We start from the raw sequence: 20,471 nt of genomic DNA, 5'->3' as shown, positions 1-20,471 counted from the left end.
GCCCGCCTTTCTGTTTCAGTCCGCCGATCGGCTTCAGTGCAGGCGGCCGCTGGCGTGGGCCAGCATGGTGTAGACCTTGCCGGTGTCGGACGTCAGATAGGTCTGCGCCATGATGTTGTCGCGGTCGTTGCGCGAGACATCCTTGAGCAGCTTCTCGAAATCCTCGCAGTAGCGATCGACCGCGGCGCGGAATTCCGCCTCTGCCTGGTACTTGCGACGGATCTCGTCAAAAGTCTGCTGGCCCTTCAGCGTGTAGAGGCGGCGCGTGAAGACGTCGCGCTCGCCGCGCCGGTAGCGGTTCCAGAGCTCGATCGAAGCGTCATGGTCGATGGCGCGAGCGATGTCGACGGAGAGCGAATTGAGCGACTCCATGACATGCAGCGGCGAGCGCTGGGCAGGGGTCGCGCGCGGCGCTTCCGCCGGCGCTGCCGGCCGCAGCTCCTCCTCGCGCGAAGCGTTGGTCAGGAGGTCGCGCACCCAGCCGCCCTGCGGCGGCTTGCTGTTCGGGTCGCGGCGCGGCGCCTCGGCAGGACGTTCGAGGTCGAGCGTGCCGCGCAGCGTGGTCTCGGCGAGCGGCGCCTGAGGGGCGCGAGCCGTGGGCTGCGGCTGGGGCTGAGGGGCCGGCGGACGGCGCAGCGGCGGCTCGGCGGCGCGGGCCGGCGCCTGCGGAGCAGGCCGCAGACCGCGCGGTTCGCCCTGTTCGCTGCTGCCGCTGCGGCCGGATTTCGCAACGATATCCGACAGTTCCTTGAGCGCATTGATCTGCTCGGCGACGGCGCGACGGATGGCCGAGGTCGATTCCTTGGCCTCTTCCGGCATCTCGATGACGCCCTTCTTCAGCTCGGCGCGGGTCAGGTCGAGCTCGCTCTTGATCGAGCCCGCGGTGCGGCGCATCTCCTCGGTCGCGTCGGCAAAGCGACGCGTCGCCGAATCGACGACCTCGGCGATGGCGGTGCGGATCTTTTCCGCCGATTCCATCGTGCGGCCCTCCGCGGTCTGCATCGTCTGGCCGACGAGGCTTTCGAAGGAACGCATCACCTTCTCGAGGTCTTCCGACTTCTTGACCAGGCCGACGGCGAGGTCTTCCAGCGAGGACTGACGCTCCAGCGTGTGCTCGAGATTGCTCTGCGCGGAGCTGAGCAGGTTAGAGGCGCTGGAGAGCAGGCGGCTGTGCTCGTCGAACTTGGTCGCGATCGAGGCCACCTCACGCAGCGTTGCCGAGGACAGATCGGTGAGCCGCGTCGTGTTGGAATCGACGAGACGCGCGGAGCTGGCGAAGGTCTGGGCGGCCTTCTCCGTGGTCGTGGCGAAGCTCTGCGTGCTGCCGGAGAGCCGCTCCTCGACCTGGCCGAGGTTGACGGCAGCCTGCTCGATCAGCTGGCCGAGCTGCGCGCTGGAGGTCGTCATGCGGCCGATGAGATCGGCCACGCTGTCGGCAAGCGAGGAACGCGCGCCTTCGACGGCCGACAGGGTCTCGGCCGTGCGGCTGGCCAGCGCGTTGACGAGGTTCGTGTTCTCGCTGCGCAGCTTCTCGGCCGCCCGTTCGGTGACCTCTTCCATGCTGCGCTGCAGTTCGGAGCCGCCCTGGGCGAAGCGCTCGACCAGCGGCTTGGCCGTCTCGTCGAGGATTTTCGCCATCTCGGCCGAACGCGCCGCCAGCATGGTGTTGAGCTCGCGGGTGTTGGCGCCGATCGTGCGCGCGGCCTCGTTGGTGCTCTGGCCGATATGCTGGCCGACCGCCGTGAAGGTCTCGGCGATGACATTGGCGCGCGAGATGAGCTGGGCCTCGGCGCTGGAGACCTGCTCGTTGAGCTTCTGGCCCATGGTCTCGGCGGTGTAGGCGAGGCGGTTTTCCACGCTCGCGACCTGGTCCTCGACACGGGCGGCCGCGGCGGAGGCGCTTGCGGCCAGCCGCTCGTCGGCGCCGGCCAGCGCCTGCTCGATCTCGCGGGCATGCACGGCAAGTTCCTGGCCGGTCTGGCGGGCGCGGTCTGCGACACGCTGCTCGGTGGCGGCGAAGGCGCTGACGATCGTGTCGGCATGCTCGCCGATGGTCGAGCTGCTCGAGGCAATGCGCGACACCAGGCGGTTGTCGGCGTCGTCGAAGATGCGGCCGATCTCGCCGGCACGAGCGGAAAGCGCTTCCGAACCCTCGGCAATGCGCGACATGAGCTGCTGGTCGGCGCTGTCGAAGATGCGGCCGAGATCGGAGGCGCGGGCGGCCAGCGCTTCGGCCGATTCCGTGATGCGCATCGAGAGCCGCTCGTCGGCGCCCTCGAAGTTGCGCAGGATGTCGCCGGCGCGGGCGGCCAGCGACTGCGCCGTTTCGACGGCGCGGGCAACCAGCTTCTGGTCGGCCGTGTCGAAGGTGTTGGCGATCTCGCCGGCGCGCGTCGCCAGCTTGTCCGCGGTTTCCTCGGCGCGGGCCATCATCGCGTTCGACGCATCGTCGGCGCGCGCCATCAGCATGTTGGACGTATCCTGGGCACGCTCGTGCAGGCGGCGGTCCGCCGCCTCGAAGGCCTGGGCGATGTCCTCGGCCCTGGAAAGCAGCGCGGAGGACGTCTGCTCGGCGCGTTCGGCGATCTTGCGGTCCGCGTCGCTGAAGGCAGCACCTGCCTGCTCATGCAGGGCACTGGTGACTTCCATGACCTTGTCGCGCAGCGCGCCCGCCACGAACACTGCGGTCTTTTCCAGCACGCCGCGGACATTGTCGACGCCGGTCGACAGCGCGCGCTCCATGGTGCCGGCGCGTTCTTCGATCACACCGGTCTGCCGGCTGAAGGCCTGCTCGATCTTCTCGACGTCGGCTGCAATGGCCGCCGAGATGTCGCTGCTCCTGGCGGCGATCTGGTCGATATGCCCGGAAACCGAACGATCGACGTCCTTGCGCGCGTCGGCGAGCTTGACGAGATCGTCCTCCAGGGCCCTGGCAAGCATGTCGCGGCCCTCGGACAGCTTGCCGACATGGCCGGCGATGACGTCGTCGATCTCCGAGCGGCTCTCGGTCAGCTTCTGGAGATCGGCTTCGAGGGCGCGCCTGAGGATATCGCGGCCTTCGGCGAGCTTCTCGACCTGGCCGGCGACAAGGCCGTCGATGCCGGAACGGCTCTCGGCGAGCTTGGCGAGGTCGGCTTCAAGCGCGCGCGTGAGGATGTCGCGGCCTTCCGAAAGCTTCTCGACCTGGCCAGCGACGAGGCCGTCGATCGAGGCGCGGCTTTCGGCCAGCTTGGCAAGGTCGGCCTCCAGCGCACGCTTGAGGATGTCACGGCCCTCGGCGAGCTTCTCGACCTGGCCGGACACCAGGCCGTCGATGCCGGCGCGGCTCTCGGCGAGCTTGGCAAGATCGTCCTCAAGCGCCTTGGACAACGACGTGCGGTTCTGCGACAGCTGGTCGGCATGGGTCTGCATGAGGCCGCTGGCATTGGCCATATCGGCTTCGAGCGCACGCGAAAGCTCGGCGCGATGGTCGGTGATCTTCTGCGAATGATCGACGATCGCGCCCTGGATGGTGTTGAGGTCGGCTTCCAGCGCGCGCTTGAGGATATCGCGGCCCTCGGCGAGCTTCTCGACCTGGCCGGCGACCAGCCCATCGATGCTGGAGCGGCTTTCGGCCAGCTTGGCGAGATCGTCCTCCAGCGACTTCGACAGCACCGAACGATCCTGGACGAGCCTGTTCTGGTGGTCGGCAATGGCGCCGCTCACATTCTGGAGGTCGTCCTGCAGAGCCCTCGACAAGGTCGAGCGATCCTGCGCGAGCCTGTCCTGGTGATCGGCGATGGCGCCGCTGACGGCTTGCAGGTCGGCTTCGAGCGCTTTCGACAGCTGCGAGCGATCTTCCAGCACCTTGTCCGAATGTCCCGCAATGGCACCCTTGATGGTGTTGAGGTCGGCCTCCAGGGCGCGCTTGAGGATATCGCGGCCTTCGGCGAGCTTCTCGACCTGGCCGGCGACAAGACCGTCGATCGAGGCGCGGCTTTCGGCCAGCTTGGCGAGGTCGGCTTCCAGCGTCTGCGAAAGCAGGCCGCGGTCATCGGCGAGCTTGCCGGCGTGGCTGTCGATGAGGCCGCGGATGCCGCTCAGATCGTTTTCAAGCGCGCGGCTGAGTTCGCCGCGGTCCTCGGCGAGCTTGCTCGAGTGCGTCTCGATCAGGGTCCTGATGCCGATGATGTCGGTTTCGAGCGCCTTGGCGAGCACGGCGCGACCTTCGGCGATCTTCTCGACCTGACCGGCGACAATGCCGTCGATCGAGGCGCGGCTGTCCTGCAACTTGCCGAGATCGGCCTCCAGGGCGCGTGCCAGGATGTTGCGGCCCTCGGCCAGCTTCCCGACATGGCCGGCGACCATTTCGTCAATCATTGTACGGGCTTGGACGAGCCTGCCGGAGTCTTCGTTCAAGGCCTGAGACAAGCGATTGCGGCCTTCCTCGAGCTGCTCCAGATGGCCGCCCAGCGACGCATCGATAGCTGCGCGCGACTCGTTGACCTTGCGCAGATCTTCTTCGAGCGCGCGCGAGATCAGGCCGCGGCCTTCCGCCAGCTTCTGCACCTGGTTGGTGACGGCGGAATCGATCGCCGCGCGGCTTTCGGCGAATTTCGCCAGGTCCGCCTGCATAGCGGTGGCCATGCGTTCGCGGCTCTCCGAGAGCGCGCGGCTGTGGTTCTCGACCGCTTCCTCGATGCCGACACGGGCATTGGCCAGCCGCTGGATGTCGGAATCGAAGGAGCGCGACACCACATGCCGGGCCGCTTCCATGCGCCCGGCGAAGTCGGTGGCGCGGGCTTCGAGCATGGAGGAGGTCGACGAGATGATGTCGGCCATATCGGCGCCGATCTGGGTCTTGCCCTGATCGATCATCGCCGACAGCGTGTCCTTGCTCTCCGCGAAGGCGTGGGCGATTTCCTTCGCGCGCTCCACCATCGTCTCGTTGATCTGGCGGGCGCGCGCCTCGAGGGCGGCGTTGAGCTTCTGCGTGCCGGTGTCGAGCGCCTCGGCGCGGGTCTGGAATTCGCTGATCAGCGCCTGGCCCCGTTCGGCAAGCGTCCGTTCGATACCGCTGAGGCTGGTCTCGAATTCCGAGCTCAAGGTGCGCGCCGCGCCGCCGAGCAGCGAGACCATGCCATTGGTGCGGTCATCGAGCAGGTCGGTCAGCGAGCGGGTGAGGCCGTCCGTGGTGTCGGTCAGCTTGGCGATACGGGTGTCGAGGAGGCTCGCGAAAGCCTCGCCGGAGGTCGAAAGCCGGTCGGTGATGTTGTCCAGGCGCGATTCGACGGAATCGAAGATCGACGTCGAGCTTTCATTGATGCGATCGATCAGCGTGTCGCCGGAATTGTTGATCGTCATCGACAGCTTGGTCGATGCGTTAAGGATGGAGTCGCGGATGATATCGCTGGCCGAGCCGATCTCGTCGCGCAGCGTCTCGTGAGCGCTGGCAATGGAGGCGCGCACGCGCTCGGCATGGGTGACGACCGCCTCGCGCTCGCTGCCGAGACCATCGACCAGCGAACGGATGCGGGCCTCGTTCTCGGAATAGGAGCGCTCGATCTGGCTGACTTCGCCGTGGACAAGCGTTTCGAGCTCGACCGCGCGGGCCAGGGTGCGCTCGATGCCTTCGCCCATGGCCGCCACCTCGCGGCGAACGGCCTGGCCGATCATCATGACACGGTCCTGGGCGAGGTTTTCGGGCTCCGCCAGGCGGAAGGCGACCTCGGTCATGGATTGCGCGGCAATACGCATTTCCTGCGCGCGCCGGATCATGGCGGCGAACGCCCAGAACAGGATGACCGGAACGATCGCGGCAACCGCCAGGCCAATCAGCTCGGGACGGGCGAAGAACTGGTCGAAGGTGCGGATCTTCCAGATGCCGGGGCCGAACAACAGGTTGGCCAGGCCGCCGGCGCCGGCGATCCAGGCCAGCGAGATAAAGGCGATCACCCAGTAGACGGTGCTCGACGCACGGCGGTTGAGGCTGTGCAGCAGCGTCTTATAGTCTTTCTGGCGGTCGTCATTGGCGGGCGTGAAGCCGGTGGGAGGCGTAAGGCCGGACGGCTGCCCATTACGCGGCTCGACCGGGCGCAACTCGGCCGGCTTGGCCGCGGGCGCCCTGGGAGACTGGGGGTTGCCAGGCTGGGGATTGTTTGCCGGCTCCGTCCTCTGGCTGCGGCCTTCGCGCGCCAGTTCATCGGCCGCCGCCGAAATCTGCGCTTCGAGATCCTCCATCGACGCCGCCATATCGAGGCCGCCGTCGTCGCCGTTAAGGTCAAGGTCAAGCGCCTTTTCCAGTTCCGCGGCTACGTCATTCTCGAGAGACTTGGTCGTCGTTGGTTTCTTAGCCATGCCTTCGCTACCCTGTACTAGCTGCCGCGGGACTTATGATTTTGGCCTGATTCTGGCCCGATTCTGGCTTGTCTATCCCGAGCAGGAGGCTGAAAAATGGACCTTCGTATCGTAATGACACACAGGGGTAAAGAAAACATGCATTCCGGGAGATACGTAAAACTTTAAATATAAGGTTAACGGAGACGTGATCCGGCTGCCTCCGTGACAACATTTTTCCCCTGCAATCGTTAACCCGTTGGCGACCGGAAGCGCCTATTTTCGTGGGCCCGTCTGCCCGCTTGATGGAGTTGCAGTGCGTATGCGTGGCGAAAGTGGTATTGCGTTTTCCATGCCGGGGGGAGATGCCTCCGGAACGGCCGGAGCCCGACCGGTCGACCTCGGCCATCTGGCGCGCCAGACGATGGGCGACCGTGACCTCGAACGGGAAGTGTTGGCGCTGTTCGTGCAACAGTCGCTGTCCGTCCGCGACCAGATCGCGGATGCCGACGCCAGGCAAAGGGTGCTTCTGGCGCATGGCCTGAAAGGCTCGGCGCGCGGCATCGGCGCCTTTGCGGTGGCCGATTGCGCGGCGATCATCGAAGGGCAGCCGGAAGACGTCCGGGCGCTCAAGCGGCTCGGCACGCTGATCGAGGAAGTGCGCGACTTCATCGCCGGCATCAGCCGCTAGAGCCGGACGATTTCAGGTCGAATCGACCTGAAATCTGAATCCGTCTCTAGATCAAAGGGATAGAGCATGGTGTCGCCCGAAAACCGCTTCACACTTTTCGGCATCATGCTCTAGCGCTATCTTTCTGAAAAACGTCATTTCGTGGCGCTTTCGCGCCGCAGTTGACTTGTCCGGTAGAGTGATTATCTCGGCTGCGACTCCTCAGGTGACTTAATGACCAAGCTGACTTACATCGCCCATGACGGGACCCGATTTGACGTGGAAGCCGAAAACGGCTCGACGGTCATGGAAAACGCGATCCGCAACGCGGTTCCGGGCATCGAAGCCGAATGCGGCGGCGCCTGTGCCTGCGCGACCTGCCATGTCTATGTCGACGAAGCATGGACGGCAGAGGTCGGCGAGCCGGAGGCGATGGAGGAGGACATGCTGGACTTCGCCTATGAGGTCCAGCCAAACTCGCGCCTCTCCTGCCAGATCAAGGTGCGCGACGCGCTGGACGGGCTGATCGTTCGGGTCCCCGAACGCCAGGGTTAAGCCGATTTTCCAATTTTCTTTCGCGCTGGCTGCTTGGCAGCAGCCGATAGCTCATGCAGTCTCGCGGCATTCCCAATTGGGGCGCAGCGCATGAGCGAGACTATCAAGACGGACGTTCTTATTGTCGGGGCAGGGCCGGTCGGCCTGTTTGCCGTGTTCGAGCTCGGCCTGCTCGACATGAAATGCCACCTCATCGACATTCTCGACCGTCCCGGCGGGCAATGCGCAGAGCTCTATCCGGAAAAGCCGATCTACGACATTCCCGGCTGGCCGACGATCTCCGCGCAAGGCCTGGTCGACAAGCTCATGGAGCAGATCCATCCGTTCAAGCCGGACTTCACCTTCAACCGCATGGTGTCGAGCCTGGAAAAGCTCGAGGACGGAACCTTTCGCGTCGCGACCGACGAAGGCGAGATGTTCGAGGCCAAGGTGGTGGTGGTCGCCGCCGGCGGCGGCTCGTTCCAGCCCAAGCGTCCGCCCATTCCGGGCATCGAGGCCTATGAAGGCAGGAGCGTCTTCTATTCCGTCCGGCGCATGGAGGAATTCCGCGGCCATGACCTCGTCATCGTCGGCGGCGGCGATTCGGCGCTCGACTGGACGCTCAACCTGCAGCCGATCGCCAAAAGCGTGACGCTGGTGCATCGCCGTCCGGAATTCCGGGCCGCGCCCGACAGCGTCAACAAGATGTATGCCATGCAGGAGATGAAGCAGCTCGAATTCCTGGTCGGCCAGGTCAGCGGCCTAGCCGGCGCCGACGGCCAGCTCGCATCGGCAACCATCAAGGGCGGCCCGGACGGCGACGTCGAGGTGCCGTGCACCCGCATGCTGCCATTCTTCGGCCTCACCATGAAGCTCGGGCCGATCGCCGAATGGGGCCTTAACCTGCACGAGAACCTGATCCCGGTGGACACCGAGAAGTTTCAGACGTCGATCCCGGGCATCTTCGCCGTCGGCGACATCAACTGGTATCCCGGCAAGCTCAAGCTGATCCTGTCAGGCTTCCATGAGGTGGCGCTGATGGCGCAGGCCGCCAAGCGCATCGTCAGCCCGGGCGAGCGGATCGTTTTCCAGTATACGACCTCGTCGACCAGTTTGCAGAAGAAGCTCGGCGTCCACGATTAAGGCGTATTGATATCCAGGTGACGCCGGCCCTGCGAACGGCAGCACCTGAATCTCAACACCTATTCCGCCAGCACAGGCGCGGCGTGCTCGTCGCGGCCGCGCAGTTCCTTTTCCGGCATCAGGAAGAGCACGGCAAGCGCCAGAACGAGCATGATGCCGGCGGCGACGAAAATCATCACGAACGGCAACGCCGATGCCAGCTGGATATGCGTCTGCGAGCCTTCGGCGGAGAGCGGCAGGCCGTAGCCGAGCGCAACGGCGCCAAGCAAAGCGACACCGAGCGCGCCGCCCAGCGTGCGCAGGAAGGTCAGCACGCCTGTCGCGACCCCCAGATGCGCGCGATCGACGGCATTCTGGACCGAGACGGTGGCGACCGGGAATGTCGTGCCGCTGCCCAGGCCGATCAGAGTGGTCAGGATTTCCACCTCGAGCAGCGAGGCGTGTTCCGCAATGGCACTGAGCACGCCAATGCAGACGATGGCCAAGCTGACGCCGATCATGGCGATGCGCTTGTAGTGGACGAAGCGCGGGATGGTGCGGCCGCTGAAGGTCGCGCCGGCGACCGTGCCCAGCAAGAGGCCGAGCATCGCGGTGCCGGATTCGCTGACCGAAAGCCCGACGACCGATTGCAGATAGACCGGCAGGTATACCGACGCGCCGATGTTGGCGGCCTGCAGCAGGAACATCGATATTGTGCCGGCGAGCACGATCGGGTTGCTCAGGACTTCGAGCGAGATCAAAGGCTCGGCCGCCTTGAGCACCCTCAACGCGAAGAAGGCCCAGAATACGACCGAGCAGGCGACCAGCCCAAGGATTTCGCGGGAGAACCAGGGATAGGCGCTGCCGCCCCAATTGAGCGCCAGGAGCAGCAGCGACGTGGCGATAACCAGCAGCACCGCGCCCAGGCCGTCGATGCGGTGGTTCTTGGCCGCGATCGGCAGCTTCCTCAGCGGGTTGTTGATGATGGCCATGGCCAGGAAGCCGATAGGCAGGTTGATCCAGAAGATCAGCGACCAGTGCAAATGTTCGGCAAATACGCCGCCGAGCAGCGGGCCGGCGACGCTGGCGACCGCCCAGGTGCCGGAGATCCAGGCCGCATAACGCGCTCGCTCGCGCGGCGGCACGAGATCGCCGATGACCGTCTGGGCCAGCGCGAAGAGACCGCCGCCGCCGGCGCCCTGGATGGCGCGGCCGATGACCAGCACCAGCATGTTGGGCGCGAGCGCGCTGACCAGCGACCCGAGCAGGAAGACGAGGATGGCGGCGTAGATGACGGGGCGGCGTCCGTAGACGTCGGAAATCTTGCCGTAGAGCGGCGCCATCGCGGTCGCGGTCAAGAGATAGCCGGTGACGATCCAAGGCAGATACTCGGCATGGCCGAGCGCGCGCGCGATCGTCGGCAGGGCAGGAGCTACGATGGTCTGATCAAGGGCCGCCAGCAACATCGACAACAGCACGCCGCCGATGATGGCATTTTTCTCGCTCTCGCTCATCGTCGGCGCGGCTTTCGGCGCCATCGCCTGGTTCTCGACGGTCTGGTCCATGCGTCATTCTTTCAAAGGCTGATGCTCAGTGCGCCAAAACGGCTGCGGCCGACCCGTCGTGCCTGGCGTCTGTTATTTCTCTTCACTGTTCGAGGCCCGGAGGGCTGCTTCGAACCCGCTATCTGTCGTTCGATATAGGCCGATTTCGACCGCCGCTCGAAAGTTTTTCCAGTCTGGCACCATGCTTGGACGAAATTGGCCCGGGATGGGGCTGACTCTCAAGTCAAGGCGGCGGCAGTTGGCCGGCTTCGACGCGTTCCATGCGGTAGCGCATCAGCCGAAGGATGCGGCTTTCGAAATTGACGCTCTCGACGCGGTCGAAGCGCAACTGGTCCTGATCGTGCCTGGCGAGCTCGGCTGCCTGGATCGCGGCGGCCTTCGCCTTCGCCTGTTCGCAAGTCTTCTGCACGGGGGCGGCCTTCAGCGCATCCTCGAGCAGGCGCGCATGGTTCTTGGCGATCTCGACATGGCGCTCCTCATGCCGCTTGATGTCGGCCGACAGCGTATCCCAGACCAGCCTGACGCCGGGATCGGATTTGCGCGGGCGCCGCCATTCGGGGAGGATCACCTTGACCTTCACGGTGACGGCCGCGTCGGCGACGCGGCAGGACCCTGCACTCTGCGCGTAGCTGATGCGGGTGGTGAAGGCCATCTGCGTGGCGCCAGGATGCCGCAAGCCGGTGCTCTTCACCTTGGGGCCGTTTCTCGACAGCTGGTTCTGGATATCGTCGAGCGTGCGGCCACCGACGCTGAAATAGCTGTAAGTCTTGACCAGATTGGCCGCGCCCGCCGGCATGGCGGTCAACGCGAGCATCAGGGCGCAGAGAAGGGATCGGTTCATCATATTGCCTCTTCACGCACCTTGCTTTAGGGCCGTCACCAGCGCAACGGAATTGATTTCGCGCGGATCACGCATGGTTGATGGATGATGACGACAAGGCGATGGCAGCTGGCGCATGGGCGCTATCTCGACCTCGGTCCGAAGGCGGTCGTCGTCGGCATCCTGAACGTCACGCCCGACAGTTTTTCGGACGGCGGCCTGTTCATCGCGCCTGAAAAGGCGCTGGAGCAAGCGCGCCGTATGGTGAAGGAGGGCGCGGCCGTCATAGATGTCGGCGGAGAGTCGACGCGGCCGGGTTTCGCCCCGATCACGGCCGAGGAAGAGCAGGCGCGCGTGCTGCCCATCATCTCGGCGCTCGCCGCTTCCGGCGAGGCGCTGATTTCGGTCGACACCTATCGGGAGGAAACCGCGCGGCTTGGCGTCGCCGCCGGCGCCCATATCGTCAACGACGTCTGGGGGCTGCAGCGCGAGCCGGGCATCGCGCGCGTCGCCGCCGAGACCGGGGCCGGGCTCGTCATCATGCATACTGGGCGCGAACGGCACAAATTGCCCGACGTGATCGAGGATCAGTTGCTTTTCTTGCGCAGATCGCTGGAGATCGCGCGCGCCGGCAATGTCGCCGACAGCCAGATCGTGCTCGATGCCGGCTTCGGCTTCGCCAAGGAAACGGCGGAGGAAAACCTCGACCTGATGGCGCGATTTTCCGAGCTCCGGGCGCTCGGCTACCCGTTGATGGCCGGAACCTCGCGCAAGCGCTTCATCGGCGCCGCGACCGGGCGCGAGCCCGCCGAACGGGCAGCCGGCACGGCTGCCACCAGCGTCATCCTGCGCTTGAAGGGAGCCGACCTGTTTCGCGTCCACGATGTCGCAATCAACGTGGATGCGCTGGCGGTGACCGATGCTATGCTTCAACGCGAAACCGAGCTTCCTCCCGGACACTGATCATGTACGTCATCCGTATGAAGAACTGCGCCTTCTTCGCCCGCCACGGCGTGCTGGACGAGGAGGAGACGCTTGGCCAGCGTTTCTATGTCGATGCCGAGCTGACGGTCGAGCCCAGCCGTCCGCTGACGGAGGATTCCATCGAGGATACCGTCAATTACGGCGTCGCCTTCGCGGTCATCGAGAAGATCGTGACCGGACACCGCCGCTTCCTGATCGAGGCGCTGGCGCTGGAGGTCGCGAAGGCGCTGACGGCCAGGTTTTCGCAGATCAGGAAGGCCGAGATCACCGTGCGCAAACCAAACGCGCCGGTGCCCGGCGTGCTCGATTATGTCGAGGTGACCGTTGTCTGGCCAGAATAGCGCTGTCTACCTCAGTCTCGGCGGCAACCTCGGCGAGCCGGCGAAGTCCATGGGCGCGGCATTGCGCATACTGGACGGCGACGACGCGACGCACGTCACCGCCGTCTCCTCGCTTTATCGCACGCCGCCTTGGGGCAAGCTCGACCAGCCGGATTTCCTCAATGCCGCCGCCGCGATCGAGACGGCTCTCTCGCCGCGCGCGCTGCTCGACCTTTGCCTCGACGTCGAGAGGCGGTTGAAGCGCGTGCGCGAGGAGCGCTGGGGGCCCCGCCTGATCGATATCGACATATTGGTTTTCGGCGACCGGGTGATCCACGAGACGGGGCTCGAAGTGCCGCATCCGCGCATGCTGGAGCGCGCCTTCGTGCTGGCGCCGCTGGCGGAGATCGCGCCAGGGCTTTCGGTCGGCGGCAGGAGCGTGTCGGAGCGGCTCGGCGCCGTCGATATTTCCGGTATCGAGCGGCTGCCGTCCGGCCGCGAATGGTGGCTTGGGTAAAACCGGCTGGTTAGCCGGAAAAACCGCCGCCGTCCAAAAATGCCTGCTCCTCGGCGGTCGTCGCGCGGCCAAGCATCCGGTTGCGGTGCGGAAAACGGCCGAAGCGCCGGATGATCTGCAGATGCTCCTCGGCGTATTTGAGGTATTCGGGCGCTTTGGCGGTTGTGAGTTGCATTGACCGTTCCTGGTCGGCCAGCAATTCGGAATGCTCGAAGGGCAAATAGAGGAAGACGCGAACCAGTTCTTCCAGTTCCAGGTCCTGACCGGCGGCGATTGCCTTGTCGGCGAAGTATCTCGCCAGCGGATCGGTCGCGAACATGTGGCCGGTGCCACGGAAGCAGTTGCGCGGGAATTGGTCGAGCAGGATCATCAGCGCCAGCGACCCTTCGGCATGCGCATTCCAATGGTCGCATTCGCGCCGCGCGGCGGCGTAATGCAGCTCCAAAAAGCGATTGCGGAAATCCGTGTCGAAGGCGTCGTTCTTCTCGAACCAGGCGTCCTCGCCGCCATCGCGCCAGAATTTGGTGACCGAAAGCGCCCACGGATCGAGTTCTGCCATGCGTTGCCCCTCAGTTCTTGGTCTCTGCCTGGTTCAGCACGACGGCCGTTTCCTGGTTCAACGCTCGGCCGGCGCGGCGCGGCTGGGTGAGCGGTGTCGGGATCGGCGTGCCGATATTGCCCTTGAGGAAACGCTGGCCAGCGCGCACGCCCTCGGCCAGTTGCGTCTCGAAGCGCGCTTCGTCGCGGCGCCGCACATCCTCGATGACCTCGGCGACTTCTTCCGGATCGACGCCCAGCGCCTCCAGCGCGGAGCCGCCGAAGACCAGCGCCGATTCGAAGGTTTCGCGCAGCTGATAGTCGACGCCGGCCCGCACGAGTTGCAGCGCCGTGCCGCGGTCGAAGGCGCGCGCCAGAATCGCGACCAGAGGGAATTCGGCCTTGATCAGCTGGGCGATGCGCACGGCGGCGTCCGGCTTGTCGACGCAGATCAGCACCGCGCGGGCGCGCCCGACGCCGGCCGCATGCAGGATGTCCAGCCGCGTGCCGTCGCCGTAATAGACCTTGAAGCCGAAATCGGCCGCGGCCTGGATCATCTCCACCTCGTTGTCGATGATCGAGACGTCCATCCCGCGCAGCAAAAGCGGCTGGCTGGCGATCTGGCCGAAGCGGCCGAAGCCGATGATCAGCACGCTGCCGGTGAGGCCGTCGGCGATGTCGACGCCGTCGAGGGACTGCTCGTCGCGCGGGGTCAGGTAGCGCAGCGCTATGATCGCCAAGGGCGTCAGCACCATGGAGATGATGACGATGGCGGTCAGCGTGGCGTTGGCCTGGCCATCGATGATGCCGAGCGCGGCTGCGGACGAATAGAGCACGAAGGCGAACTCGCCGCCCTGCGCCATGAAGACGGCGCGTTCGAGTGCCTCGCGGTGGCTGCTCTTCAGAATGCGCGCGACGGCGTAGATGCCGACCGCCTTCATGACCATGTAGGCGACGACATAGACGGCGACGAGCCGCCAGTTCTGGGCGACGACGCCAAGGTCGAGCGACATGCCGACCGCGAGGAAGAACAGGCCGAGCAGAATGCCGCGGAACGGCTCGATATCGGCTTCGAGCTGGTGGCGAAATGTCGATTCCGACAGAAGCACGCCGGCGAGGAAGGCGCCCATGGCCATCGACAGGCCGGAGAGCTGCATGGCCAGGGCCGATCCCAGCACCACCAGAAGCGCGGCGGCGGTCATGACTTCGCGGGCGCGGGCGTCGGCCAGGATGCGGAAGAGCGGATTGAGCAGGTAACGGCCGGCCACGACCAGTCCAACGATCGCGGCGATGCCGATGCCGACTTCGGTCAGTCGCTCCGAAAGGCTGGTTTCGGCGCCGCCGGGCGCGAGGAACGCGACCAGCGCCAGCAGCGGCACGATCATCAGGTCTTCGAGCAGCAGGATGGAGACGATGCGCTGGCCTTTCGGCGTGGCGATCTCACCGCGCTCCTCGAGCAGCTGCATGACGATCGCCGTCGAGGTCAGCACGAAGCCGGCGCCGGCGACGAAGGACTGCGCGATGGGAAAGCTTCCGGCCAGTCCGACCAGAGTGAGCAGGACAGCGCAGACGCCAACCTGCAAGGCACCCAGGCCGAAAATCTCGCGGCGCAGCCCCCAGAGCCGCGACGGCTGCATTTCCAGGCCGATGATGAACAAGAACATGACGACGCCGAGCTCGGCGACATGGAGGATCGCTTCCGATTCGGAAAAGATGCGCAGGCCGAAGGGGCCGATGACCACGCCCGCGGCGAGGTAGCCGAGGATCGAGCCCAGCCCCATGCGCTTGAAAATCGGCACGGCGACGACGCCCGCGGCGAGCAGCGCCACCACCTGCACCAGATCGCTGCTCGACGCTTCAGCTGCCATGCCTGTCATCCCATCCTCTAAAGCGCGTCCCTCTGAACGGATTCAGGCGACGCGCTTTAGGTTTTTGATTTGATGCATGTCGTTGTCCCAGAACCGCTGCACACTTCTGGGCGACATGCATCAGAAGCACTCCTTGCATGCCCCGGGAGCGAGAGGCAAGGGCGCGGAAACTGGCTGGAAGAGCAGGGGCACGCCGTAGGATACGAAGCAGCAGGTTCCGCGGCGAACGCCTGTTGCAACCGCGTTACACAAGTTGACACGGCCCGGTCGTTGCGTAACGCCACAATCAGAGGTTATGGCACGTTCGGCTTTGGCCATCGGAGGCAGCGGCGATGGGCGGCTGCCTTTTTTGAGGAGATGATTGATATGAAGAAGTTTTTGCTCATTGCCGTCGGGGTTGCGGCGTTGGCCGGTTCGGCTTGCTCCAAGGGGCCGGAATGCACGCAGGAAATAGCTGCCAAGAAGGCGCAGGACATGGCCGCCGCGCTCCAGGAGGCCATCACCAAGGATCCGAGCAAGGCTGCCGATCTGACCGCCAAGGTGCAGGCCGTAACGACCAAATATCAGGGCGCGACGACGCTCGACGAAGCCTGCAAGGCCTATGACGAGCTGACCGCCACCATCAAGGGTTGAGCTCAACCATCGACAATGCGAAGGCGGTGGTCACACGCGGCCGCCGCCCTTTTCTTGCAGATGTTGGCGCGCCGGATCAGTTCTTGGCGATGGCGCCGACTTCGACCGGATCGATGCGCTTCAGGCTCATGCCGATCACCGGCACCAGCTGATTGTTGACGCGCACGGCCACCGTCACGGTCATCGAATTGCCGTCGGGGACACGCGCTTGCATGACGCCGTTCAACTGCTTGCGGTTGATGGTGAAGACGACTTTCTGGGCGTCGACGACATTGCCGCCGACAATGTCCATGCCGCTTTCGGTCGAGCCGCCCATGAAGGTGCCCCTGTAACCATCGCGCCCCTTGCGTTCGACGCTGGCCGACATCTTTTGCGTGAACACGCCGACCCTGCAGCCGCCGTCAAGCGTCATGCCGAGCTTGCTGGCGGGCGTCGAGCCATTGAAATCGCAGGTGAATTTGGTGCCTTTGTACTTGCCGGCGATGATCTCGCCAGGGCCGACCCATCTGCCTTCGACGGAGCGGAAAAACTGCTTGTCCGGCTCTGCGCCAAAGGCCTTTTCCACGAGGCCGAGCGGCGCGGCAATCGCAATGGTGGCAGGCAGGACGCAGGACAGGATTACGCTTCTCATCGACGACACCCGGCACGAAAGAGTCTATTCTTGGGACCGCGCTGACCATGCAGAAGATTGGTTAATGCTTCGTCACCCGCGGCGGGTCACGCGTTTACCTTATCGGTCGTCTTGGCTGTTCTTTCGCGCCGCGAACGACGTCAGCGCCGAGAGGAAATCGCCGAGGCCGGGGCGCTTGACTGCGATGAACGGCAAGGGGCGGGCGGTTTCCATCGCGGCGATGCCGATGCGCGCCGTCATCATGCCGTTGACCACGCCTTCGCCGAGCTTTGCCGAGAGTTTTGCGGCCAGGCCATGGCCGACGATCTGCTGCACGAAACTGTCGCCCACCGCGATCGAGCCGGTCACCGCCAGATGCGCGAGCACGCCGCGCGCCAGCCGGAAGAAGCCGAGCGTGCCTGGGCGGCCGCCGTAGAGTTCGGAGAGCCGCCGGATCAGGCGGCCGGCCTCGAACACGACATAGGCGATGTCGACCAGAGCGCGCGGGCTGACCGCCGTGATCAGGGATACACGCTTCGCGGCTTCGAGGATCATGATTTTCGCGCGGGCATCGAGAGGCGACAGGATCTCGGTCTCGGCAAGCCGCACCAGATTGGCGCCGTCGATGATCTCGCCGCGCAATTCGGCGAGCGAGCGGCGCCCGGCGGCGGTCTCGGGTTTTGCCGCGACGAAGGCCGAGAGTTCGTCGACCAAGGCACGCGCCGCCTTGGGATCGTCGCGCGCCACGGCATCCAGGGCCCGCTTCTGCATCTTTTCGACTTCGGCCAGGCGGGCGATGGCGAGGAATTCGCGGATCAGGATGACGAGCAGCGAGAGCAGCGCAATCGCCGCCATGCCGGCCGCCAGCCAGCCAAGCCATTCGGCGCGCGCGAACAGGTCGCGGATCAGCTGGTCGGCCCAAAGACCGACCGCCAGCGAGACGAGCACGCTCAGAGCACCGAGGAACAGCCGGGCAAGCAGCGAGCGCTTTCTCGGCGCCGTCGCCGGCGGCGGGACGGCAGCCTCGATGTCCGGCTCGTCGAAGACGTCGACCTCCGAGGGGATCACCACCGCCACATCAGCCCGCGCGGCACGTGGCCTGCGCGCCGGATGCTCCTCGGTGCGCGCCGGCTGCTCCTCGGCGACGCGGTTTCGCTGTGGTTGCGGCGGCGCCTCGGTCTCGGGCGCGATGCGGAAGGCCGCCGGTTTGCGGGGCGCGGTCATGCCAGATGATCTCCGATCAGGAACTGCAGCGCGCGGTCGAGCCGGATATGCGGCAAGGACAGCGTGACGCCTTCGGCGGTGCGTTCAAGCTTCGGCGGGCGGAAACGCACGAAGCGGATCGCCGGTTCGGCGCTGTCCGCCTGCGATCCGGAAACGTCGAACACCGCGTCGACCTTTTCCGGCAAATCGCCCGGGAATATGGCGGTTTCGGCCTTTCCGTCGAATGTCTCGCCGTTGATCTTCTCGCTTTTCAGCGGCGTGCCGATGATGACAGGGAGCGTCTCTCGCCCCTGCTTCACCGTGCCCTCGCGGGTCGAGCGAACGGCGGCCATGGCGACGACGTCGACGGCGGCGCCGCTAAAATTCGCGCGCGCCACGGCGCGGTCGGTCAGCCGGCGCACGATCGCCTGCAGCCGGTCATGGCTTTCGTGGTGCAGATGGTCCGCCTTGGTCGCGGCGACCAGGATGCGGTCGATACGGCGCGAGAAGAAGTCGGTGAGGAAATTGCCCCGCCCGGGCCGGAAGCAAGACAGGATCTCGGTGACGGCGCGCTCCAGATCGGCCATGGCGGCCGGTCCGGCATTGAGCGCCTGCATGGCGTCGATCAGCACGATCTGCCGGTCGAGGCGGGCGATGTGCTCGCGAAAGAACGGTTTGACGACATGCGTCTTATAGGCCTCGTAGCGGCGTTCCATCATGGCCTGCAGCGATCCGGAGCGCGGCCGGCCTTGCGACAGCGTCATCAGCGGCGCGAAGGTCAGCGCCGGCGAGCCTTCGAGATCGCCCGGCATCAGGAACCGGCCGGGCGGCAGCGTCGACAGCGCGCGTTCGTCGAGTTTGCAGGCCTTGAGATAGGCGGCGAAGCTTTCTGCCAATCGCCGCGCCGCCATCTCGTCGGCGTCGGCATCGGCATCGATGGCGCAGGCCAGGTCGCGCCAGGCCTGCGACAGGTCCGAGCGGACGGGCAGGGCGGCCAGTTCGACCGCCTCGCGCGAAAAGTCGGCAAAGGATTTGCCAAGCAGCGGCAGATCGAGCAGCCATTCGCCAGGATAGTCGACGATATCGATGGATAGTTTTCCGGCTGAAAACAACCGGTTCCAGCCCGAAGCCGACTCATATTCGATGGTGAGCCGCAGTTCTGAGATGGCGCGCGTGGAGTCCGGCCAGATGCGATCGTTCACCAAAGCCGCGACATGATCCTCATACTGGAAGCGCGGAACGGCATCGTCCGGCTGCTCCTCGAGGAAGGCGCGGGCGATGCGGCCGGATTTCTGCGCTTCGAAGAGCGGCAGGCGTCCGCCATGGATGAGATTGTGGACGAGGGCCGAAATGAACACCGTCTTGCCGGAGCGGGAAAGGCCGGTGACGCCAAGACGCAATGACGGAGAGAAGAGCCCGGCGGCGCGGCCCGACAACGTGTCGAGCGCAATCCTTGCCTCGTCGGTGAAATTGGTCAGCGGTGATGCCAAATCGGGCCTCTGGTTGCGCGTCAGCGCCCGATATAGGCCCTGGACCGCGCGTTTGAAATGGCCTCAGAGGTCGGCCGGCGTGAGAAAGGCTTCGAGATAGCCGTTGCCCTGCGCCGCTTCGGCAAGGTTGCCGGGAAAGCGCACCACGGCAAGGCCAGAGGTCGGAAAACCGTGATTCATCATGCCGCGCGCCGCCTGCTCGCCATCTCCGGACACCGCCATGGCCAGATCTTCGGTCATGGGGTTATGACCGATCACCAGCAGCGAGTTGGCGCCGCCATTCTTGCGGATGATGTCGAGGTAGCCGGCCGCATCCTCGCTGTAGAGCGTGTCGAAGAACAGGACCCGGCCGGTGTCGGTGCGCCCCGCCAGGCCTTCCAGCGTCTGCCTCGCCCGCTTGGCGTTGGAGCAAAGGGTGACGTCCGGCACGTAGGTGCGGGCCCGCATGGCCTCTCCGATCGCTTCGGCATCGGCCATGCCCGATTCGTCGAGCGGGCGGTCGAAATCGCGCACGCCGGGCAGCGCCCAGCCGGCTTTGGCATGCCGCAACAGATAAAGTCTGCTCAACCGGAACCCCCGTGGCGCCGCCTTCTTGGCAAAGCGCGATTAGTCACCAGAACCAAGTCATGCACAATGGCCGGCGCCAGCAACTGCAACGAATCATGTGCGAATTCGTTTTGTGCCGTTGAAACAAAGTCATCGCGCGGGCCGCCGATGCGTGACTAACAATTGCGTGAAACTGTCGCCGATAGCGCTTGTGCAGGCTCTTGTCCCCGAATATATAGGCGCCAAATTTGGGGTTGTTGGGTGAGTCGAATGAACGATATCGCTACCGCCAATTACGTACCCTCCGAAGACGAGCCGTTCATGAACGAACGGCAAAAATCGTACTTCCGTCAAAAGCTTATCACCTGGAAGAACGACATTCTCCGCGAAGCTCGCGAAACCCTCGAAATCCTGCAGCAGGAAAACGCCAACCACCCCGACCTAGCCGATCGCGCCTCCTCCGAAACCGACCGCGCCATCGAATTGCGCGCCCGCGATCGCCAACGCAAGCTCATCTCGAAAATCGACTCCGCGCTCCAGCGCATCGACGAAGGCACCTACGGCTATTGCGAGGAGACCGGGGAACCGATCGCGCTGAAGCGGCTCGACGCGCGTCCGATCGCGACACTGTCGATCGAGGCGCAGGAGCGCCACGAGCGCCGCGAGAAGGTCTATCGCGACGACTGACGCGATCTAGCTGGGCAAGAACATCGAAAATGGCCGGGATTTCCGGCCAT

General features: G+C 65.1%; 17 protein-coding genes. 8 read left to right on the top strand and 9 right to left on the bottom strand.

Annotated features, from left to right (window positions below):
* Positions 1–33: 33 nt before the first annotated feature.
* On the bottom strand, positions 34–6,336 hold the full coding sequence (locus tag FJW07_RS13430) for a kinesin (protein ID WP_140856914.1): 6,303 nt from the start codon (positions 6,334–6,336) through the stop codon (positions 34–36).
* Between the two features lie 301 nt (positions 6,337–6,637).
* Between FJW07_RS13430 and FJW07_RS13425 the strand changes: the two genes are divergently transcribed.
* From FJW07_RS13425 to FJW07_RS13415, 3 genes are all read left to right on the top strand, one after another.
* Positions 6,638–7,006 (top strand): Hpt domain-containing protein, encoded by a 369-nt coding sequence (locus FJW07_RS13425; protein ID WP_140856912.1) that lies wholly within the window; start codon positions 6,638–6,640, stop codon positions 7,004–7,006.
* A gap of 213 nt (positions 7,007–7,219) precedes the next feature.
* Entirely contained in the window at positions 7,220–7,540 is a 321-nt protein-coding gene (locus FJW07_RS13420; protein WP_140642970.1) for a 2Fe-2S iron-sulfur cluster-binding protein, read from the top strand.
* A 90-nt stretch (positions 7,541–7,630) separates the two neighbouring features.
* Positions 7,631–8,662: an NAD(P)/FAD-dependent oxidoreductase gene (locus FJW07_RS13415; protein WP_140708651.1), complete on the top strand. Its 1,032-nt coding sequence runs from the start codon at positions 7,631–7,633 to the stop codon at positions 8,660–8,662.
* 59 nt (positions 8,663–8,721) lie between these two features.
* Here the strand turns inward: FJW07_RS13415 and FJW07_RS13410 are convergent, their stop codons facing one another.
* Positions 8,722–10,206, bottom strand: coding sequence for an MDR family MFS transporter (locus tag FJW07_RS13410; protein ID WP_140856910.1), 1,485 nt, complete (start codon positions 10,204–10,206; stop codon positions 8,722–8,724).
* 223 nt (positions 10,207–10,429) lie between these two features.
* On the bottom strand, positions 10,430–11,050 hold the full coding sequence (locus tag FJW07_RS13405) for a DUF922 domain-containing protein (protein WP_140856908.1): 621 nt from the start codon (positions 11,048–11,050) through the stop codon (positions 10,430–10,432).
* An 84-nt stretch (positions 11,051–11,134) separates the two neighbouring features.
* On the opposite strand from FJW07_RS13405, the gene folP reads away from it, so the two are divergent.
* From folP to folK, 3 genes are read left to right on the top strand one after another with little or no spacing between them, the layout of a single operon-like run.
* A complete protein-coding gene (folP, locus tag FJW07_RS13400; protein WP_140856906.1) occupies positions 11,135–11,989 on the top strand; it encodes a dihydropteroate synthase in 855 nt (284 codons plus the stop codon).
* A gap of 2 nt (positions 11,990–11,991) precedes the next feature.
* A complete protein-coding gene (gene folB / locus FJW07_RS13395) occupies positions 11,992–12,351 on the top strand; it encodes a dihydroneopterin aldolase (protein ID WP_140642958.1) in 360 nt (119 codons plus the stop codon).
* Entirely contained in the window at positions 12,335–12,847 is a 513-nt protein-coding gene (folK, locus tag FJW07_RS13390) for a 2-amino-4-hydroxy-6-hydroxymethyldihydropteridine diphosphokinase (protein WP_140856905.1), read from the top strand. Before folB ends, folK begins: the two co-directional genes overlap by 17 nt.
* 10 nt (positions 12,848–12,857) lie before the next feature.
* Here the strand turns inward: folK and FJW07_RS13385 are convergent, their stop codons facing one another.
* Positions 12,858–13,406, bottom strand: a complete 549-nt coding sequence (locus tag FJW07_RS13385; protein ID WP_140856903.1) for a DUF924 family protein — start codon at positions 13,404–13,406, stop codon at positions 12,858–12,860.
* Between the two features lie 10 nt (positions 13,407–13,416).
* Positions 13,417–15,252, bottom strand: coding sequence for a monovalent cation:proton antiporter-2 (CPA2) family protein (locus tag FJW07_RS13380; RefSeq protein ID WP_140856901.1), 1,836 nt, complete (start codon positions 15,250–15,252; stop codon positions 13,417–13,419).
* 366 nt (positions 15,253–15,618) lie between these two features.
* Here FJW07_RS13380 and FJW07_RS13375 point away from each other — a divergent pair, with 366 nt between their 5' ends.
* Positions 15,619–15,885, top strand: coding sequence for a hypothetical protein (locus FJW07_RS13375; RefSeq protein ID WP_140782867.1), 267 nt, complete (start codon positions 15,619–15,621; stop codon positions 15,883–15,885).
* A gap of 76 nt (positions 15,886–15,961) precedes the next feature.
* On the opposite strand, the gene FJW07_RS13370 is transcribed toward FJW07_RS13375, so the two are convergent.
* The 4 genes from FJW07_RS13370 to FJW07_RS13355 form a co-directional block, all read right to left on the bottom strand.
* Entirely contained in the window at positions 15,962–16,516 is a 555-nt protein-coding gene (locus FJW07_RS13370) for a hypothetical protein (protein ID WP_181175520.1), read from the bottom strand.
* Positions 16,517–16,615: 99 nt separating this feature from the next.
* Entirely contained in the window at positions 16,616–17,719 is a 1,104-nt protein-coding gene (locus tag FJW07_RS13365) for a TIGR01620 family protein (protein ID WP_140856900.1), read from the bottom strand.
* A complete protein-coding gene (locus FJW07_RS13360; protein ID WP_140856898.1) occupies positions 17,716–19,188 on the bottom strand; it encodes a YcjX family protein in 1,473 nt (490 codons plus the stop codon). Before FJW07_RS13360 ends, FJW07_RS13365 begins: the two co-directional genes overlap by 4 nt.
* Positions 19,189–19,251: 63 nt before the next feature.
* Positions 19,252–19,755, bottom strand: a complete 504-nt coding sequence (locus tag FJW07_RS13355) for a histidine phosphatase family protein (protein WP_140652968.1) — start codon at positions 19,753–19,755, stop codon at positions 19,252–19,254.
* 249 nt (positions 19,756–20,004) lie between these two features.
* Here FJW07_RS13355 and dksA point away from each other — a divergent pair, with 249 nt between their 5' ends.
* Positions 20,005–20,421: an RNA polymerase-binding protein DksA gene (gene dksA / locus FJW07_RS13350; RefSeq protein WP_140856896.1), complete on the top strand. Its 417-nt coding sequence runs from the start codon at positions 20,005–20,007 to the stop codon at positions 20,419–20,421.
* Positions 20,422–20,471 lie beyond the last annotated feature (50 nt).

The organism is Mesorhizobium sp. B3-1-9, from assembly GCF_006439595.1.
Classification (GTDB): Bacteria; Pseudomonadota; Alphaproteobacteria; order Rhizobiales; family Rhizobiaceae; genus Mesorhizobium.
The sequence above is the reverse complement of the archived record's forward strand: the minus strand, read 5'-3'. Positions and strand labels throughout refer to the sequence as shown.

Excerpts from the sequence above, each read along its gene's own strand:
- folP (WP_140856906.1), top strand. The coding sequence starts at position 11,135 with ATGACGACAAGGCGATGGCAGCTGGCGCATGGGCGCTATCTCGACCTC.
- FJW07_RS13405 (WP_140856908.1), bottom strand. The coding sequence starts at position 11,050 with ATGATGAACCGATCCCTTCTCTGCGCCCTGATGCTCGCGTTGACCGCC.
- folB (WP_140642958.1), top strand. The coding sequence starts at position 11,992 with ATGTACGTCATCCGTATGAAGAACTGCGCCTTCTTCGCCCGCCACGGC.
- FJW07_RS13380 (WP_140856901.1), bottom strand. The coding sequence starts at position 15,252 with ATGGCAGCTGAAGCGTCGAGCAGCGATCTGGTGCAGGTGGTGGCGCTG.
- FJW07_RS13370 (WP_181175520.1), bottom strand. The coding sequence starts at position 16,516 with ATGAGAAGCGTAATCCTGTCCTGCGTCCTGCCTGCCACCATTGCGATT.
- dksA (WP_140856896.1), top strand. The coding sequence starts at position 20,005 with ATGAACGATATCGCTACCGCCAATTACGTACCCTCCGAAGACGAGCCG.
- FJW07_RS13430 (WP_140856914.1), bottom strand. The coding sequence starts at position 6,336 with ATGGCTAAGAAACCAACGACGACCAAGTCTCTCGAGAATGACGTAGCC.
- FJW07_RS13365 (WP_140856900.1), bottom strand. The coding sequence starts at position 17,719 with ATGACCGCGCCCCGCAAACCGGCGGCCTTCCGCATCGCGCCCGAGACC.
- FJW07_RS13410 (WP_140856910.1), bottom strand. The coding sequence starts at position 10,206 with ATGGACCAGACCGTCGAGAACCAGGCGATGGCGCCGAAAGCCGCGCCG.
- FJW07_RS13375 (WP_140782867.1), top strand. The coding sequence starts at position 15,619 with ATGAAGAAGTTTTTGCTCATTGCCGTCGGGGTTGCGGCGTTGGCCGGT.
- FJW07_RS13415 (WP_140708651.1), top strand. The coding sequence starts at position 7,631 with ATGAGCGAGACTATCAAGACGGACGTTCTTATTGTCGGGGCAGGGCCG.
- FJW07_RS13385 (WP_140856903.1), bottom strand. The coding sequence starts at position 13,406 with ATGGCAGAACTCGATCCGTGGGCGCTTTCGGTCACCAAATTCTGGCGC.
- FJW07_RS13425 (WP_140856912.1), top strand. The coding sequence starts at position 6,638 with ATGCGTGGCGAAAGTGGTATTGCGTTTTCCATGCCGGGGGGAGATGCC.
- FJW07_RS13420 (WP_140642970.1), top strand. The coding sequence starts at position 7,220 with ATGACCAAGCTGACTTACATCGCCCATGACGGGACCCGATTTGACGTG.